Below are 13,232 nucleotides of genomic sequence, written 5' to 3' on the forward strand. Positions count from 1 at the left end.
CGGAGCCTGGGGGAACCTATGAGCAGGGAACTGGAAGCTCAGAAAGATCAATTTCTGTCGATGGAATGGATCGGACTCAGTGCTCGCTGGGCCGTCCTGATGCGCTATCGCTGGTGGATTGTCGCCTTTACCGTACTCGTGACCTTGGTGGGCTATGCGGTGATCAGCCGGCTACCACCGGGTTACTACGCCGAGGCCTCATTGCTGTTGGAGAACCGGCAGAATCAGGTGGTCTCTATCGAGGAGATCTACGGGGTCGACTCCACCACGGCCGAATACTACCAGACGCAGTATCAGATCCTGCAGTCACGCAAGGTGGCAGAGGAGGTGGTCGATCGCACGGGCCTGATGATGGTGCCGGAATTTACCGCGGACAGTGGCCTGGGTCTGGGAATGATGAGGACCTGGCTGCGCAACCAGATGCCCTGGAGCGAGCCTGCCAGGCAGCTGACCGAGGAAGAGAAACGCTATCGCACCCGACAGCGCGTTCTGGGTCGTTACTTCGAGCGCCTCACCATTATCCCGGTGCGCAGCACTCAATTGGTGAAGATCCAGTTTCTGTCTGAGGATCCCCAGCTGGCGGCGGCTGTCGCCAATGCCATCGGTCGGGTTTACATCGAGTCGTACATGGAAGACAAGCTGGTGGCAACGCAAGAGGCCACCGGTTGGATGCGGGGCCGGCTCGAGACCCTGAAGGACAACCTGCGGGTTTCCGAGTTGCAACTGCAGCAGTTCCGGGAAGAGGCGGGTCTGGTCGATGTCGAAGGCTTGCTGTCACTGGAGGGCAAGCAGCTGGGTGACATCCAGGCGCGTCTGACCGAGGCCAAGTCTCGACGCAGTGCCGCAGAGAGCGTGGCGCGCAGCGTCGCCGGTGTGGCCGGTGGCAACATCGATCAGCTCGCCTCACTGCCTGCCATCAACCGTCACCCCAGTATCCAGCAGCTGCGACGGGCCGAGTCCCAGGCCGAACAGAAGGTGGCGCAGTTAGCCAACCGCTATGGGCCCAAGCACAAAGCGATGATCGGAGCCCGGGCAGAACTGGTGGAGATCCGAGCCTCCTTACGTCGTCAGATCCGTCAACTGGTGGATGGCATTGAACAGGAGTACCAGGCGGCCAGTCGGGAGGAGTCGAGCCTGCTGGCGGAGCTGGCGACGGCCAAGCAAAACTACCAGGGACTGAGCAAGAACGAGTCGGAATACCGCGAGCTGCTGCGGGAGGTGGAAACCAATCGTCAGCTCTACGACACCTTCCTGACCCGGATCAAGGAGACCGGCGTGGCCGGCGACTTCAACGAGGCGATCGCCCGCTTTACCGATCCGGCGCTGCCACCCTTGGTGCCGGCGGAGCCGAAGAAGCCCCTGCTGCTGATCGCGGTGTTCTCCATCGCCCTGGCGCTGGCATCCCTGGGAGCCCTGCTGTATGCCCGCCTGGTCGATGTGGTGAGTCGCGCCGATGAGGTGGAGTACGAACTCAAGGCCAAGCTGCTGGGTATCGTGCCCGAGGTGCGCCGTCCCTCGTCCGATCTGGCCACCACCGGCTACTTTGATACCGAGCGGCCGGAGTTTGGTGAGTCCTGGCGCAGCATCCGTACCGCCTTGAGCCTCCAAGGCAACAACCGTCGGCCCATGACCCTGGCGGTGAGCTCGGCCACCCCGGAAGAGGGCAAAACCACCTCGGCCATCAGCCTGGCGCTGTCACTGCAGCAGGTGAAGAAGGTGCTCTTGGTGGACTGCGATCTGCGCCGCCCCTCGGTGGGCAAGGCGTTTAAGATCCCCGAGTACGAGCCTGGGCTGACCAATGCGGTCAATGGTACCCACTCACTGGAGCAGTGCATCTACCACGATGCAGAGACCGGGCTGGATATCCTCAGCGCCGGTACCGCCTTGTCGAGCCCGTTGGAGACCCTCTCTGGCGAACCGTTCGAGCAGCTGATCGACAAGGTCCGCAATATGTACGATGTGGTGGTGATGGATACGCCGCCGGTCAATGCGGTGTCCGACAGCCTGATGGTAGGGCGACTGGCTGGCTCCATGGTGTTTGTGGTGCGAGCGGACTATACCCGGGTCAAGCTGGCCAAGCGTGCCTTGGAGCAGGTGTTGGAGAATCGCATCCTGCTGGCGGGCGTGGTGCTTAACCGGGTCAACAAGGACGCGATGCAGGCCCAGTATGGCTCGGGCTACGACAGCTACTATGGCCATGGCTACAGACAACAAATAAGCACTACCGAAAAATGCGAAAGTGCGGCATAATGCACCCACTTTTGCGCGACCCCCGCTAAGCGGTGGGCCCCAGCGCAGGCCAATTTCCCTGGAAATTGGCCTTGCGTCTTTCTGGGATTTGCGTATAATTCGTCCGGCTTGAGCAATTGGCCCAAGCCCGCCACCAATCAGGTGGCAACATTAGTGGCGCAATTAGCGTCGCAGACAGCGACTCCGATTTGGAGTTGAATGAATGGTGAATCGTCTCTTCCCGCATCAATAAAGATGGTGGTGAAGGGATTGGTTTATGTGTTTCTTAGAGTTGGAGCTCTGGTCAATGCAGAACCAAAGAATCCGTATCCGCCTGAAGGCGTTCGATCATCGCCTGATCGATCAGTCCACCGCGGAAATCGTTGAGACTGCTAAGCGTACAGGTGCTCAAGTTCGCGGTCCTATCCCGCTGCCCACCCGTAAAGAACGCTACACCGTACTGATTTCTCCGCACGTCAACAAAGACGCGCGTGACCAATACGAAATCCGTACTCACAAGCGTCTGGTGGACATTGTTGAGCCTACCGACAAGACTGTCGACGCGCTGATGCGTCTGGATCTGGCTGCCGGCGTAGACGTGCAGATCAGTCTGGGTTAATTCCAGATTCGGAATAGAGGTTTAGAAGAATGGCTATCGGTCTTGTAGGTCGCAAAGTTGGTATGACTCGCATCTTCACTGAAGATGGTGCGTCTACCCCTGTGACTGTTATCGAAGTAGAACCGAACCGTGTCACTCAGGTAAAAGCGCTGGAAAGCGACGGCTACCGTGCGATTCAGGTTACCGTAGGCGGCAAAAAAGCTTCCCACGTGAACAAGCCTGAAGCTGGCCACTTTGCCAAAGCTGGTGTAGAAGCCGGCCGTGGCCTGTGGGAGCACCGCCTGGGTGAAGGTGAAGGTGAAGGCATCGAACTGGGTGCTGAGCTGAAAGTCGACATCTTTGCTGATGTTGCAAAAGTAGACGTTACCGGTCAATCCAAGGGTAAAGGTTTCCAGGGCGCTGTTAAGCGTTGGAACTTCCGCACCCAGGACATGACCCACGGTAACTCCTTGAGCCACCGTGCTCCGGGTTCCATTGGTCAAAACCAATCCCCGGGTAAGGTATTCAAGGGCAAGAAAATGGCTGGCCACATGGGCGCTGAGCAGGTAACTACTCAGAACCTGGAACTGGTCCGTGTTGACGCTGAGCGTAACCTGCTGTTGATCAAGGGCGCTGTCCCTGGTGCCAACGGTGGTGACGTTATCGTTAAACCCGCCGTTAAAGCGTAACGTCTGAGGAGATAGTAATGGAATTGGTAATGAAAGACGCCCAGAGCGCTCTTGAAGTTTCCGAGACTACCTTCGGGCGTGAGTTTAACGAAGCCCTGGTACACCAGGTGGTAGTAGCTTTCGCTGCTAACGCCCGTCAAGGTACCCGCGCTCAGAAAAGCCGCTCTGAAGTTACTGGCACCGGCAAAAAGCCGTGGCGCCAGAAAGGTACTGGCCGTGCACGTGCCGGTACTGTTAAGAGCCCGATCTGGCGTTCTGGTGGCGTAACTTTCGCTGCTAAGCCGCAAGATCACGGCCAGAAAGTTAACAAGAAGATGTACCGCGCCGCTCTGCGCAGCATTCTGTCTGAGCTGGTACGTCAAGAGCGTCTGGTAGTAGTAGAAAACTTCTCTGTTGAAGCGCCGAAAACCAAAGAGCTGGTTTCCAAGCTGAAAGAGATGGATCTGTCCGACGTACTGATCGTAACCGGTGAAGTTGACGAGAACCTGTTCCTGGCTTCTCGCAACCTGTACAAGGTTGACGTTCGTGACGTAGACGGTATCGATCCGGTAAGCCTGATCGCCTTCGACAAAGTGCTGATGACCGCTGACGCAGTTAAGCAGATTGAGGAGAAGCTGGCATGATCCGTGAAGAACGTTTGCTGAAAGTGCTGCTGGCTCCGCACATCTCTGAAAAGAGCACCATGGCGGCCGAACTGAACAACACCATCGTGTTCAAGGTTGCCATCGACGCTACCAAGGCGGAAGTAAAAGCCGCTGTTGAGAAGCTGTTCGAAGTGCAGGTCACTGGCGTACGCACCAGCGTAGTCAAGGGCAAGGTTAAGCGTCACGGCGCTCGTTTCGGTCGCCGCAGCGACTGGAAGAAAGCCTACGTAACCCTGGCCGAAGGCGCTGACATCGACTTTGTCGGCGGCGCTGAGTAAGCAGTAGGAGTTTAGATAATGGCTATTGTTAAGTGTAAGCCTACCTCTGCCGGTCGTCGTCACGTCACTAAGATCGTGAACAACGAGCTGCACAAAGGTAAGCCTCACGCCGCTCTGCTGGACAAGAAGTCCAAGTCTGGTGGCCGTAACAACGCTGGTCGCATCACCACTCGCCACATCGGCGGTGGTCATAAGCAGCACTACCGTATCGTTGACTTCAAACGCAACAAGGACGGTGTTCCGGCCAAGGTTGAGCGTCTGGAGTACGATCCGAACCGCAGCGCGAACATCGCTCTGGTTCTGTACGCAGACGGTGAGCGTCGTTACATCCTGGCCCCCAAAGGCCTGAAGGCTGGCGACGCCATCATGTCCGGCGTTGAAGCTGAGATCAAAGTGGGTAACACCCTGCCGATGCGCAACATCCCGGTAGGTTCCACCGTTCACAACGTTGAGCTGAAGCCTGCTAAAGGCGGTCAGATCGCACGTTCCGCTGGTGCTTACGTTCAGATCGTTGCTCGCGACGGTCAATACGTAACCCTGCGTCTGCGTTCCGGCGAGATGCGCAAAGTTCTGGCTGATTGCCGCGCCACCCTGGGTGAAGTGGGCAACGCCGAGCACATGCTGCGTCAGCTGGGTAAAGCTGGTGCCAACCGCTGGCGCGGTATCCGTCCGACCGTTCGTGGTGTAGCCATGAACCCGGTGGATCACCCGCACGGTGGTGGTGAGGGTAAAACCTCTGGTGGTCGTCACCCGGTATCCCCGTGGGGCGTTCCGACCAAGGGTAAGAAAACCCGCTCCAACAAGCGTACCGATAAGTACATCGTACGTCGTCGTACCAAGTAATTTAGAGGATTCACCATGCCACGTTCTCTCAAGAAAGGTCCGTTTATCGACCTGCACTTGCTGAAGAAGGTAGAGAAAGCGGTGGAAAGCGGAGACAAAAAGCCTGTTAAGACTTGGTCCCGTCGTTCGATGATCATTCCTGATATGATTGGTCTCACCATCGCTGTCCATAATGGTCGCCAGCACGTGCCGGTATTCGTTACCGAAGACATGATTGGCCACAAACTGGGCGAATTCGCGCCGACTCGCACTTACCGCGGCCATGCTGCGGATAAGAAAGCGAAGAAACGCTAAGGGGTAGAAGATGGAAGTTTTAGCTAAACACCGTTTCGCCCGCACTTCTCCGCAGAAGGCTCGCCTGGTTGCCGATCAAATCCGTGGTCTGCCGGTAGATCGCGCTCTGGACATCCTGGCCTTCAGCCCGAAGAAAGCTGCTAGCCTGGTTAAAAAAGTTCTGGAGTCTGCCATTGCAAACGCGGAACACAATGAAGGTCTGGACATCGACAACCTGAAGGTTGCCAAGGTCTTCGTTGATGAAGGTCCGACCATGAAGCGCATCATGCCGCGTGCCAAAGGCCGTGCTGACCGCATCCTGAAGCGCTCCAGCCACATCACTGTGGTTGTGGCCGATAAGTAAGGGGAGCTGCAATGGGACAGAAAGTACATCCGAATGGTATCCGCCTTGGTATCACCAAGCCCTGGTCCTCGACCTGGTACGCGGAGAAGAAAGACTACGCTGACAACATTTTCAGCGACCACGAAGTACGTCAATTCCTGAAAAAGGAACTGGCCAACGCTTCCGTATCCCGGATCACCATCGAGCGTCCGGCCAAGAGCATCCGTGTGACTATTCACACTGCTCGTCCTGGCGTCGTGATTGGTAAGAAGGGTGAAGATGTCGAGAAGCTGCGCAAGAAGGTAGCCAAGCTGGCTGGCGTTCCTGCTCAGATCAACATCTCCGAAGTTCGCAAGCCTGAACTGGATGCTCAACTGGTAGGTGACTCCGTTGCCTCTCAGCTGGAGCGTCGCGTTATGTTCCGTCGCGCTATGAAGCGTGCCGTACAAAACGCCATGCGTCTGGGTGCCAAGGGCATCAAGATCGAGGTTTCTGGTCGTCTGGGTGGCGCTGAGATCGCACGTACCGAATGGTACCGTGAAGGTCGCGTGCCGCTGCACACTCTGCGCGCTGACATCGACTACGCTACTTCCGAAGCTCACACCACCTACGGTGTAATCGGCATTAAAGTTTGGATCTTCAAAGGTGAAGTTCTGGGCGGCATGCCGGTTGTTGAAGAGCAGCCGAAGCAGCAGCCGAAGCGCAAAGGTCGTGGTAAGTAAGGGGAACCGAGATGCTGCAACCTAAACGTATGAAGTTCCGTAAGATGATGAAGGGCCGTAACCGTGGTGTCGCCACCACCGGTGATAAGGTTTCCTTCGGTTCTTTCGGTCTGAAAGCTACTACTCGTGGCCGCATGACTGCTCGTCAGATCGAAGCTGCTCGTCGTGCCATGACCCGTCACATTAAGCGTCAGGGCAAGATCTGGATCCGTGTTTTCCCGGACAAGCCGATCACTGCCAAGCCGCTTGAGGTTCGTCAGGGTAAAGGTAAGGGTAACGTTGAGTACTGGGTAGCACAGATCCAACCGGGTCGTGTCCTGTACGAAATGGAAGGTGTTCCGGAAGAGCTGGCTCGCGAAGCTTTCTCTCTGGCCGCCGCCAAGCTGCCTGTTCAGACCACCTTTGTAACTCGTAAGGTGATGTGATGAAAGCACAAGATCTGCGTGAAAAAAGCGTTGAAGAACTGAACGCCGAGCTGCTGAACCTGCTGCGCGAACAGTTCAACCTGCGTATGCAGAACGCAACCGGTCAGCTGAAAGCGACTCACGAAATGAAGAAGGTACGCCGCAACATCGCGCGCGTTAAGACCGTTCTGACTGAGAAGGCAGGTGCGTAATGTCTGATAAAATCCGTACTCTTCAGGGTCGTGTTATCAGCGACAAGATGGACAAGTCCATCACCGTAGCCATCGAGCGCAAAGTTAAGCACCCGATCTACGGTAAGTTCATGAAGCGCACTACCAAGCTGCACGTTCATGACGAAACTAACCAGTGTGGCATTGGCGATCTCGTTGAGATCCGCGAGTGTCGTCCACTGTCCAAGACCAAGTCTTGGACCCTGGTTAACGTAGTTGAAAAAGCCTAATCACTAGGCAGTTCGACTACGATTAAGAGTAACCGGCTCGGGCTTGCCCGGGCCGGTTATTTTTTGTCTTCCCTTTTGCAAAAAGGGTGGGTTATAATTGCGCGCCTTTTTGAGGCAGCCAACTAGCCCGTAAGGGCATTTGAAGTAAAAAAGCGGAGCACTGAAATGATCCAAATGCAATCTGTGCTGGACGTTGCCGATAATTCCGGCGCACGTAGCGTGCAGTGTATTAAGGTCTTGGGTGGCTCCCACCGTCGTTACGCCGGCATCGGCGACATCATCAAGGTTTCCGTTAAGGAAGCCATTCCTCGCGGTAAAGCGAAGAAAGGTGATGTATTCAACGCGGTGGTAGTTCGCACCAAGAAGGGCGTACGTCGTCCCGACGGTTCTGTCATTCGCTTCGATCGTAACGCTGCAGTATTGCTGAACGCCAGCAACCAGCCGATCGGCACTCGTATCTTTGGCCCGGTGACCCGTGAACTGCGTAATGACCAGTTCATGAAGATTGTGTCCCTGGCGCCGGAAGTACTGTAAGGAGCGAACCATGGCAGCAAAAATCCGTCGCAATGACGAAGTAATCGTACTGGCAGGTAAAGACAAGGGTAAGCGCGGTAAGGTTTCCCAAGTTCTGACCACTGGTAAGGTTATCGTCGAAGGCGTCAACCTGGTGAAGAAGCACCAGAAGCCGAACCCCCAGCTGGGTGTTCAAGGTGGCATCGTTGAGAAAGAAGCCCCGATCCACGCCTCCAACGTGGCACTGTTCAACCCTGCCACTGGCAAGGCTGACCGTGTGGGTTTCCGCATTGAAGACGGCAAGAAAGTCCGTTTCTTCAAGTCCAACGACGAAATTGTTAAGTAATTGGAGTTTACGATGGCGAAACTGCATGATTACTACAAAGAAGCTGTAGTAAAAGAACTGATGAAACAGTTCGGCTACACCAGCATCATGCAAGTCCCTCGGATTGAAAAGATCACCCTGAACATGGGTGTCGGTGAAGCCGTAGCGGACAAAAAGGTGCTGGAACATGCCGTAGCTGATATGGCAGCTGTTTCCGGTCAAAAACCCCTGATCACTAAAGCTCGCAAGTCTGTTGCTGGCTTTAAGATCCGTGAAGGTTACCCGATTGGTTGTAAAGTCACCCTGCGCGGCGAGCGTATGTGGGAGTTCTTCGAACGTCTGGTATCTATCGCGGTTCCTCGTATCCGTGACTTCCGTGGCCTGAACCCGAAAGCGTTCGATGGCCGTGGTAACTACTCCATGGGCGTTCGTGAGCAAATCATCTTCCCGGAAATCGATTACGACAAGATCGATAAGATTCGCGGTATGGATATCACCATTACCACTACTGCGAACTCCGATGAAGAAGGTCGTGCTCTGCTGGCTGCCTTCAACTTCCCGTTCCGCAAGTAAGGTGTAGGGTAATGGCTAAACAATCCATGAAGGCGCGTGACGCAAAGCGTGCCAAGCTGGTTGCCAAGTACGCTGAAAAGCGCGCTGAGCTGAAAGCTATCATCAAGGACACCAACGTTTCTGAAGAAGATCGTTGGGCTGCTGTTCTGAAACTGCAACAACTTCCGCGTGATTCCAGTGCCTCTCGTCAGCGTAACCGCTGTGCGATCACTGGTCGCCCGCACGGCTACCTGCGCAAGTTCGGCCTGAGCCGTATCAAGCTGCGTGAAGCCACCATGCGCGGTGAAGTTCCTGGCCTGAAAAAGGCCTCTTGGTAAGCATTCGGGAGTAAGCGAATATGAGCATGCAAGATCCGATCGCGGATATGCTGACGCGCATCCGCAACGGCCAGGCTGCTAGCAAAGTTGCAGTGACCATGCCGTCCTCTAAGCTGAAAGTGGCAATTGCTAACGTTCTGAAATCAGAAGGTTACATCGCCGATTTCGCCGTCTCCGGTGACGTTAAACCGACTCTGGAAGTGACTCTGAAGTACTTCCAAGGTAAGCCGGTGGTTGAATCCATCGAGCGTGCCAGCCGCCCTGGTCTGCGCATCTACAAAAAGAAAGATGAGCTGCCGAAAGTTATGGGTGGTCTGGGCATTGCTATCGTATCCACCTCTAAAGGTGTGATGACTGACCGCGCAGCCCGTTCTCAGGGTATGGGTGGTGAGATCATCTGCTACGTAGCATAAGGAGTATTAACTATGTCTCGTGTAGCTAAGGCTCCTGTTGCTATCCCGGCCGGCGTTGAAGTTTCCATCAACGGCCAGGAAGTCACCGTTAAAGGTGGTAAGGGTACTCTGACTCGCGTTCTGAACAACGCCGTAGTTGTAGCCAAAGAAGACGACAAAGTGACCTTTGGTCCTCGCGATGGCGCTGCCAACGCTTGGGCTCAAGCCGGTACTGCTCGCGCTCTGGTTAACAACATGGTTGTTGGCGTGACCGATGGCTTCACTAAGAAGCTGCAGCTGAACGGTGTTGGTTACCGTGCCGCTGTTAAAGGTAGCGTTGTGAACCTGACCCTGGGCTTCTCTCACCCGGTAGAATACACCCTGCCGGAAGGTGTGAAGGCCGAGTGCCCCAGCCAAACTGAAATCGTCCTCACTGGCGCAGACAAGCAGTCTGTTGGTCAGGCGGCCGCGAACATCCGCGCTTACCGTGCTCCGGAGCCCTACAAGGGCAAAGGTGTACGTTACGCTGATGAGCACGTGCGTCGTAAAGAGGCCAAGAAGAAGTAAGGTAATACGATGGACAAGAAAGCAGCTCGTACGCGTCGCGCTACTCGCGCACGCAAGAACATTCAGGAAATGGGCGCGACTCGTCTGGTCGTGCACCGTACTCCGCGCCACATCTACGCCCAGGTTATCACTGCCGACGCTATCGTAGTGGCTGCTGCCTCTACCGTTGAGAAGGCAATTGCCGAGCAAGTAAAAGGCACCGGTAACATCGACGCCGCCAAGGCTGTTGGTAAAGCGGTTGCTGAGCGCGCTCTGGAAAAAGGCGTTAAGTCTTTGGCCTTCGATCGCAGTGGCTTTAAGTATCACGGTCGCGTTGCTGCCCTGGCAGACGCTGCTCGTGAAGCTGGCCTCCAGTTCTAAGTTGGGAGTGGATCATGGCGAATCATGAGAATCAAGCCGGTGACCTGCAAGAAAAGCTGATTGCAGTAAACCGTGTTTCTAAAGTGGTTAAAGGTGGTCGCATCTTTAGCTTCACCGCACTGACTGTTGTTGGTGACGGTAACGGCCGCATCGGTTTCGGTTACGGCAAGGCCCGCGAAGTGCCTGCCGCTATCCAGAAAGCGATGGAAAAGGCTCGTCGCAACATGCAAACCGTTAACCTGAAGAACGGCACCCTGCATCACCCGGTTAAGGGCCGTCACTCCGGCTCCAAGGTGTACATGCAGCCGGCCTCTGAAGGTACCGGTATTATCGCGGGCGGTGCAATGCGCGCCGTATTGGAAGTTGCTGGCGTACACAACGTACTGTGTAAGGCCTACGGCTCTACCAACCCGATCAACGTTGTTCGTTCTACCGTCGACGCGCTGACTTCCATGAAGTCTCCGGAGCAAATCGCTGCTAAGCGTGGTCTGGCTGTAGAAGAGATCCGGGGGTAATCTGACATGGCTAAAACTATTAAGGTTACTCAGACCAAAAGCGCAATCGGCCGTCTGCCGAAGCACCGTGCCACTCTGACTGGCCTGGGCCTGCGCAAGATTGGTCACACCGTTGAGCTGGAAGACACTCCGGCGGTACGCGGTATGATCAACAAGGTCTACTACATGGTTAAGGTGGAGGACTAAGCTATGCGTCTGAATACTTTGTCTCCGGCTGCTGGCTCCAAAACTGCCGCTAAGCGTGTAGGTCGTGGTATCGGTTCTGGTCTGGGTAAGACCGGTGGCCGTGGCCACAAGGGTCAGAAGTCCCGTTCCGGCGGTTCCGTACGTCCGGGCTTCGAAGGCGGTCAAATGCCTCTGAAGCAACGTCTGCCTAAGTTTGGTTTTACCTCTCGCAAGGCCCTGGTTTCCGCTGAAGTGCGTCTGCACGAAGTGGCCAAGGTTGAAGGCGACGTGGTAAGCCTGGCTACCCTGAAAGATGCTGGCCTGATTTCTGCAAACATTCAGTTTGCGAAAGTGGTCCTTTCAGGTAAAATCGAGCGCCCAGTCACCATCTCTGGTCTGAAAGTGACCAAGGGTGCTCGTGAAGCCATCGAGGCCGCGGGCGGCAAAATCGAAGAGTAACGGGAAAGTACGCAATGGCTAAGCCAGGACTTGAATTGAAAAGTGCGAAAGGGGGCCTTTCAGAACTGAAAGCTCGCCTGTTGTTTGTTCTCGGAGCCATTATTGTGTTCCGGGCGGGTTCTTTCGTACCGATTCCTGGTATTGACGCCGCTGTACTTGCCGAACTGTTCAAACAGCAACAAGGTACCATCGTTGAAATGTTCAACATGTTCTCCGGTGGTGCCTTGGAACGCGCGTCAGTATTTGCGTTGGGGATCATGCCGTACATCTCGGCGTCGATCATCATGCAGCTGCTGACCGTGGTGCACCCCACTCTGGCGGAGTGGAAGAAGGAAGGGGAATCTGGTCGTCGTAAGATCAACCAGTGGACCCGTTACGGCACCCTGGTGCTGGCGTTCTTCCAATCCATCGGGATCGCGACTGGCCTGCCCAGCATGATCCCGGGCCTGGTGGTGAACCCGGGCATGGGCTTCTACTTTGTAGCGGTCGTGTCCCTGGTAACTGGCACCATGTTCCTGATGTGGCTGGGTGAGCAGATCACCGAGCGTGGTATTGGCAACGGCATCTCAATCCTGATCTTTACCGGGATTGTAGCTGGCCTGCCTTCCGCGATCGGCCAAACGGCAGAACAAGCGCGTCAAGGTGAATTGCACCTGCTCTTGCTGCTCGGTCTGGTGGTGATTGTCGGTCTGATTACAGCTTTCGTGGTATTTATGGAGCGCGGCCAACGCCGCATTGTGGTAAACTACGCCAAACGCCAACAAGGCCGTAAGGTGTTTGCTGCCCAAAGCACTCATTTGCCTCTGAAAGTAAACATGGCCGGCGTAATTCCGCCGATCTTCGCGTCAAGCATCATTCTGTTCCCGGGTACCCTGGCTCAATGGTTCGACCAGAGCAAGGGCGGCATTTTGTCAGACATTTCTCTGGCACTGTCTCCGGGTCAGCCGCTGTACGTGATGATCTACGCTGTAGCGATTGTTTTCTTCTGTTTCTTCTATACTGCGTTGGTGTTTAACCCGCGGGAAACAGCAGACAATCTTAAGAAGAGTGGCGCGTTCATTCCCGGAATTCGTCCGGGCGAGCAAACTGCCCGTTACATTGATAAAGTGATGACCCGCCTGACTCTGGCTGGCGCGGCTTACATCACCTTTATCTGTCTGGTTCCTGAGTTTATGATGCTCACTACCAATGTGCCGTTCTACTTCGGTGGGACCTCTCTGCTCATTATGGTAGTGGTTATTATGGACTTTATGGCCCAGGTACAGACTCATATGATGTCTTCTCAATATGACTCTGTCCTGAAGAAGGCCAACCTTAAGGGCTATGGCCGTTAAGGGCGCCATTCACGGAGTATCAAAATGAAAGTTCGTGCATCAGTTAAGGCCATGTGCCGCAACTGTAAGGTGATTAAACGTAATGGCGTTGTTCGTGTTATCTGCTCCGAGCCGAAGCACAAGCAGCGTCAGGGTTAATCGACTAAGTCGATAAATCCGACTAAGTGCACAGGGCTGGCCCTCAGGTCAGCCCATGTGTTGTTGCAATCTGGTTTGCTGTTGAGTATCC

At 55.2% G+C, this 13,232-nt stretch carries 24 protein-coding genes; all 24 read left to right on the forward strand.

Annotated features, from left to right (window positions below; translation table 11 throughout):
- The first annotated feature begins 60 nt into the window (after nucleotides 1-60).
- The 24 genes from BUC04_RS22915 (at nucleotide 61) to rpmJ (ending at nucleotide 13,141) form a co-directional block, all read left to right on the forward strand.
- Nucleotides 61-2,250 (forward strand): GumC family protein, encoded by a 2,190-nt coding sequence (locus BUC04_RS22915; RefSeq protein ID WP_073326193.1) that lies wholly within the window; start codon nucleotides 61-63, stop codon nucleotides 2,248-2,250.
- A 286-nt stretch (nucleotides 2,251-2,536) separates the two neighbouring features.
- Nucleotides 2,537-2,848, forward strand: a complete 312-nt coding sequence (gene rpsJ / locus BUC04_RS22920) for a 30S ribosomal protein S10 (protein ID WP_013343788.1) — start codon at nucleotides 2,537-2,539, stop codon at nucleotides 2,846-2,848.
- A gap of 29 nt (nucleotides 2,849-2,877) precedes the next feature.
- Entirely contained in the window at nucleotides 2,878-3,516 is a 639-nt protein-coding gene (gene rplC, locus BUC04_RS22925) for a 50S ribosomal protein L3 (protein WP_067665799.1), read from the forward strand.
- A 17-nt stretch (nucleotides 3,517-3,533) separates the two neighbouring features.
- A complete protein-coding gene (gene rplD, locus BUC04_RS22930) occupies nucleotides 3,534-4,139 on the forward strand; it encodes a 50S ribosomal protein L4 (RefSeq protein WP_067665796.1) in 606 nt (201 codons plus the stop codon).
- Nucleotides 4,136-4,438 carry a 50S ribosomal protein L23 gene (gene rplW, locus BUC04_RS22935; protein ID WP_067665793.1) on the forward strand — a complete coding sequence of 101 codons (303 nt, stop codon included), beginning with the start codon at nucleotides 4,136-4,138 and terminating at the stop codon, nucleotides 4,436-4,438. Before rplD ends, rplW begins: the two co-directional genes overlap by 4 nt.
- Nucleotides 4,439-4,456: 18 nt before the next feature.
- The gene (gene rplB / locus BUC04_RS22940; protein ID WP_067665790.1) at nucleotides 4,457-5,281 is read left to right on the forward strand and encodes a 50S ribosomal protein L2; all 825 of its coding nucleotides are present in this window, start codon (nucleotides 4,457-4,459) and stop codon (nucleotides 5,279-5,281) included.
- 15 nt (nucleotides 5,282-5,296) lie between these two features.
- Nucleotides 5,297-5,575 (forward strand): 30S ribosomal protein S19, encoded by a 279-nt coding sequence (rpsS, locus tag BUC04_RS22945; RefSeq protein ID WP_013343793.1) that lies wholly within the window; start codon nucleotides 5,297-5,299, stop codon nucleotides 5,573-5,575.
- A 10-nt stretch (nucleotides 5,576-5,585) separates the two neighbouring features.
- Nucleotides 5,586-5,918, forward strand: coding sequence for a 50S ribosomal protein L22 (gene rplV, locus BUC04_RS22950; RefSeq protein ID WP_067665787.1), 333 nt, complete (start codon nucleotides 5,586-5,588; stop codon nucleotides 5,916-5,918).
- 11 nt (nucleotides 5,919-5,929) lie between these two features.
- Nucleotides 5,930-6,619 (forward strand): 30S ribosomal protein S3, encoded by a 690-nt coding sequence (gene rpsC, locus BUC04_RS22955; RefSeq protein ID WP_067665784.1) that lies wholly within the window; start codon nucleotides 5,930-5,932, stop codon nucleotides 6,617-6,619.
- Nucleotides 6,620-6,630: 11 nt separating this feature from the next.
- Nucleotides 6,631-7,044: a 50S ribosomal protein L16 gene (gene rplP, locus BUC04_RS22960; RefSeq protein WP_067665781.1), complete on the forward strand. Its 414-nt coding sequence runs from the start codon at nucleotides 6,631-6,633 to the stop codon at nucleotides 7,042-7,044.
- Entirely contained in the window at nucleotides 7,044-7,235 is a 192-nt protein-coding gene (rpmC, locus tag BUC04_RS22965) for a 50S ribosomal protein L29 (protein ID WP_067665778.1), read from the forward strand. The genes rplP and rpmC overlap by 1 nt, the downstream gene beginning before the upstream one ends.
- Nucleotides 7,235-7,483 (forward strand): 30S ribosomal protein S17, encoded by a 249-nt coding sequence (gene rpsQ, locus BUC04_RS22970; RefSeq protein ID WP_067665775.1) that lies wholly within the window; start codon nucleotides 7,235-7,237, stop codon nucleotides 7,481-7,483. The genes rpmC and rpsQ overlap by 1 nt, the downstream gene beginning before the upstream one ends.
- 165 nt (nucleotides 7,484-7,648) lie before the next feature.
- Entirely contained in the window at nucleotides 7,649-8,017 is a 369-nt protein-coding gene (rplN, locus tag BUC04_RS22975; RefSeq protein WP_067665772.1) for a 50S ribosomal protein L14, read from the forward strand.
- A gap of 10 nt (nucleotides 8,018-8,027) precedes the next feature.
- Nucleotides 8,028-8,342 (forward strand): 50S ribosomal protein L24, encoded by a 315-nt coding sequence (rplX, locus tag BUC04_RS22980; protein ID WP_067665769.1) that lies wholly within the window; start codon nucleotides 8,028-8,030, stop codon nucleotides 8,340-8,342.
- Nucleotides 8,343-8,354: 12 nt separating this feature from the next.
- Nucleotides 8,355-8,894, forward strand: a complete 540-nt coding sequence (gene rplE, locus BUC04_RS22985) for a 50S ribosomal protein L5 (protein ID WP_067665766.1) — start codon at nucleotides 8,355-8,357, stop codon at nucleotides 8,892-8,894.
- A gap of 11 nt (nucleotides 8,895-8,905) precedes the next feature.
- Complete coding sequence (rpsN, locus tag BUC04_RS22990) at nucleotides 8,906-9,211, forward strand: 30S ribosomal protein S14 (RefSeq protein WP_067665763.1); 306 nt, start codon at nucleotides 8,906-8,908, stop codon at nucleotides 9,209-9,211.
- Between the two features lie 20 nt (nucleotides 9,212-9,231).
- On the forward strand, nucleotides 9,232-9,624 hold the full coding sequence (gene rpsH, locus BUC04_RS22995; protein ID WP_067665760.1) for a 30S ribosomal protein S8: 393 nt from the start codon (nucleotides 9,232-9,234) through the stop codon (nucleotides 9,622-9,624).
- Nucleotides 9,625-9,636: 12 nt separating this feature from the next.
- On the forward strand, nucleotides 9,637-10,170 hold the full coding sequence (gene rplF, locus BUC04_RS23000) for a 50S ribosomal protein L6 (RefSeq protein WP_067665758.1): 534 nt from the start codon (nucleotides 9,637-9,639) through the stop codon (nucleotides 10,168-10,170).
- A gap of 9 nt (nucleotides 10,171-10,179) precedes the next feature.
- Entirely contained in the window at nucleotides 10,180-10,530 is a 351-nt protein-coding gene (gene rplR / locus BUC04_RS23005; protein ID WP_067665755.1) for a 50S ribosomal protein L18, read from the forward strand.
- Nucleotides 10,531-10,544: 14 nt separating this feature from the next.
- Nucleotides 10,545-11,045: a 30S ribosomal protein S5 gene (gene rpsE / locus BUC04_RS23010; protein ID WP_067665752.1), complete on the forward strand. Its 501-nt coding sequence runs from the start codon at nucleotides 10,545-10,547 to the stop codon at nucleotides 11,043-11,045.
- Nucleotides 11,046-11,051: 6 nt separating this feature from the next.
- Nucleotides 11,052-11,231: a 50S ribosomal protein L30 gene (rpmD, locus tag BUC04_RS23015; protein WP_067665749.1), complete on the forward strand. Its 180-nt coding sequence runs from the start codon at nucleotides 11,052-11,054 to the stop codon at nucleotides 11,229-11,231.
- 3 nt (nucleotides 11,232-11,234) lie between these two features.
- Complete coding sequence (gene rplO, locus BUC04_RS23020) at nucleotides 11,235-11,669, forward strand: 50S ribosomal protein L15 (protein ID WP_067665746.1); 435 nt, start codon at nucleotides 11,235-11,237, stop codon at nucleotides 11,667-11,669.
- 14 nt (nucleotides 11,670-11,683) lie between these two features.
- Entirely contained in the window at nucleotides 11,684-13,003 is a 1,320-nt protein-coding gene (secY, locus tag BUC04_RS23025) for a preprotein translocase subunit SecY (protein ID WP_067665743.1), read from the forward strand.
- A 24-nt stretch (nucleotides 13,004-13,027) separates the two neighbouring features.
- Nucleotides 13,028-13,141, forward strand: a complete 114-nt coding sequence (rpmJ, locus tag BUC04_RS23030; RefSeq protein ID WP_073326189.1) for a 50S ribosomal protein L36 — start codon at nucleotides 13,028-13,030, stop codon at nucleotides 13,139-13,141.
- Nucleotides 13,142-13,232 lie beyond the last annotated feature (91 nt).

The sequence above is a fragment of the Ferrimonas marina genome (assembly GCF_900129905.1).
In the GTDB taxonomy this organism is placed as follows: domain Bacteria; phylum Pseudomonadota; class Gammaproteobacteria; order Enterobacterales; family Shewanellaceae; genus Ferrimonas; species Ferrimonas marina.

Excerpts from the sequence above, each read along its gene's own strand:
- BUC04_RS22915 (WP_073326193.1), top strand. The coding sequence starts at position 61 with ATGGAATGGATCGGACTCAGTGCTCGCTGGGCCGTCCTGATGCGCTAT.
- rpsJ (WP_013343788.1), top strand. The coding sequence starts at position 2,537 with ATGCAGAACCAAAGAATCCGTATCCGCCTGAAGGCGTTCGATCATCGC.
- rplC (WP_067665799.1), top strand. The coding sequence starts at position 2,878 with ATGGCTATCGGTCTTGTAGGTCGCAAAGTTGGTATGACTCGCATCTTC.
- rplD (WP_067665796.1), top strand. The coding sequence starts at position 3,534 with ATGGAATTGGTAATGAAAGACGCCCAGAGCGCTCTTGAAGTTTCCGAG.
- rplW (WP_067665793.1), top strand. The coding sequence starts at position 4,136 with ATGATCCGTGAAGAACGTTTGCTGAAAGTGCTGCTGGCTCCGCACATC.
- rplB (WP_067665790.1), top strand. The coding sequence starts at position 4,457 with ATGGCTATTGTTAAGTGTAAGCCTACCTCTGCCGGTCGTCGTCACGTC.
- rpsS (WP_013343793.1), top strand. The coding sequence starts at position 5,297 with ATGCCACGTTCTCTCAAGAAAGGTCCGTTTATCGACCTGCACTTGCTG.
- rplV (WP_067665787.1), top strand. The coding sequence starts at position 5,586 with ATGGAAGTTTTAGCTAAACACCGTTTCGCCCGCACTTCTCCGCAGAAG.
- rpsC (WP_067665784.1), top strand. The coding sequence starts at position 5,930 with ATGGGACAGAAAGTACATCCGAATGGTATCCGCCTTGGTATCACCAAG.
- rplP (WP_067665781.1), top strand. The coding sequence starts at position 6,631 with ATGCTGCAACCTAAACGTATGAAGTTCCGTAAGATGATGAAGGGCCGT.
- rpmC (WP_067665778.1), top strand. The coding sequence starts at position 7,044 with ATGAAAGCACAAGATCTGCGTGAAAAAAGCGTTGAAGAACTGAACGCC.
- rpsQ (WP_067665775.1), top strand. The coding sequence starts at position 7,235 with ATGTCTGATAAAATCCGTACTCTTCAGGGTCGTGTTATCAGCGACAAG.
- rplN (WP_067665772.1), top strand. The coding sequence starts at position 7,649 with ATGATCCAAATGCAATCTGTGCTGGACGTTGCCGATAATTCCGGCGCA.
- rplX (WP_067665769.1), top strand. The coding sequence starts at position 8,028 with ATGGCAGCAAAAATCCGTCGCAATGACGAAGTAATCGTACTGGCAGGT.
- rplE (WP_067665766.1), top strand. The coding sequence starts at position 8,355 with ATGGCGAAACTGCATGATTACTACAAAGAAGCTGTAGTAAAAGAACTG.
- rpsN (WP_067665763.1), top strand. The coding sequence starts at position 8,906 with ATGGCTAAACAATCCATGAAGGCGCGTGACGCAAAGCGTGCCAAGCTG.
- rpsH (WP_067665760.1), top strand. The coding sequence starts at position 9,232 with ATGAGCATGCAAGATCCGATCGCGGATATGCTGACGCGCATCCGCAAC.
- rplF (WP_067665758.1), top strand. The coding sequence starts at position 9,637 with ATGTCTCGTGTAGCTAAGGCTCCTGTTGCTATCCCGGCCGGCGTTGAA.
- rplR (WP_067665755.1), top strand. The coding sequence starts at position 10,180 with ATGGACAAGAAAGCAGCTCGTACGCGTCGCGCTACTCGCGCACGCAAG.
- rpsE (WP_067665752.1), top strand. The coding sequence starts at position 10,545 with ATGGCGAATCATGAGAATCAAGCCGGTGACCTGCAAGAAAAGCTGATT.
- rpmD (WP_067665749.1), top strand. The coding sequence starts at position 11,052 with ATGGCTAAAACTATTAAGGTTACTCAGACCAAAAGCGCAATCGGCCGT.
- rplO (WP_067665746.1), top strand. The coding sequence starts at position 11,235 with ATGCGTCTGAATACTTTGTCTCCGGCTGCTGGCTCCAAAACTGCCGCT.
- secY (WP_067665743.1), top strand. The coding sequence starts at position 11,684 with ATGGCTAAGCCAGGACTTGAATTGAAAAGTGCGAAAGGGGGCCTTTCA.
- rpmJ (WP_073326189.1), top strand. The coding sequence starts at position 13,028 with ATGAAAGTTCGTGCATCAGTTAAGGCCATGTGCCGCAACTGTAAGGTG.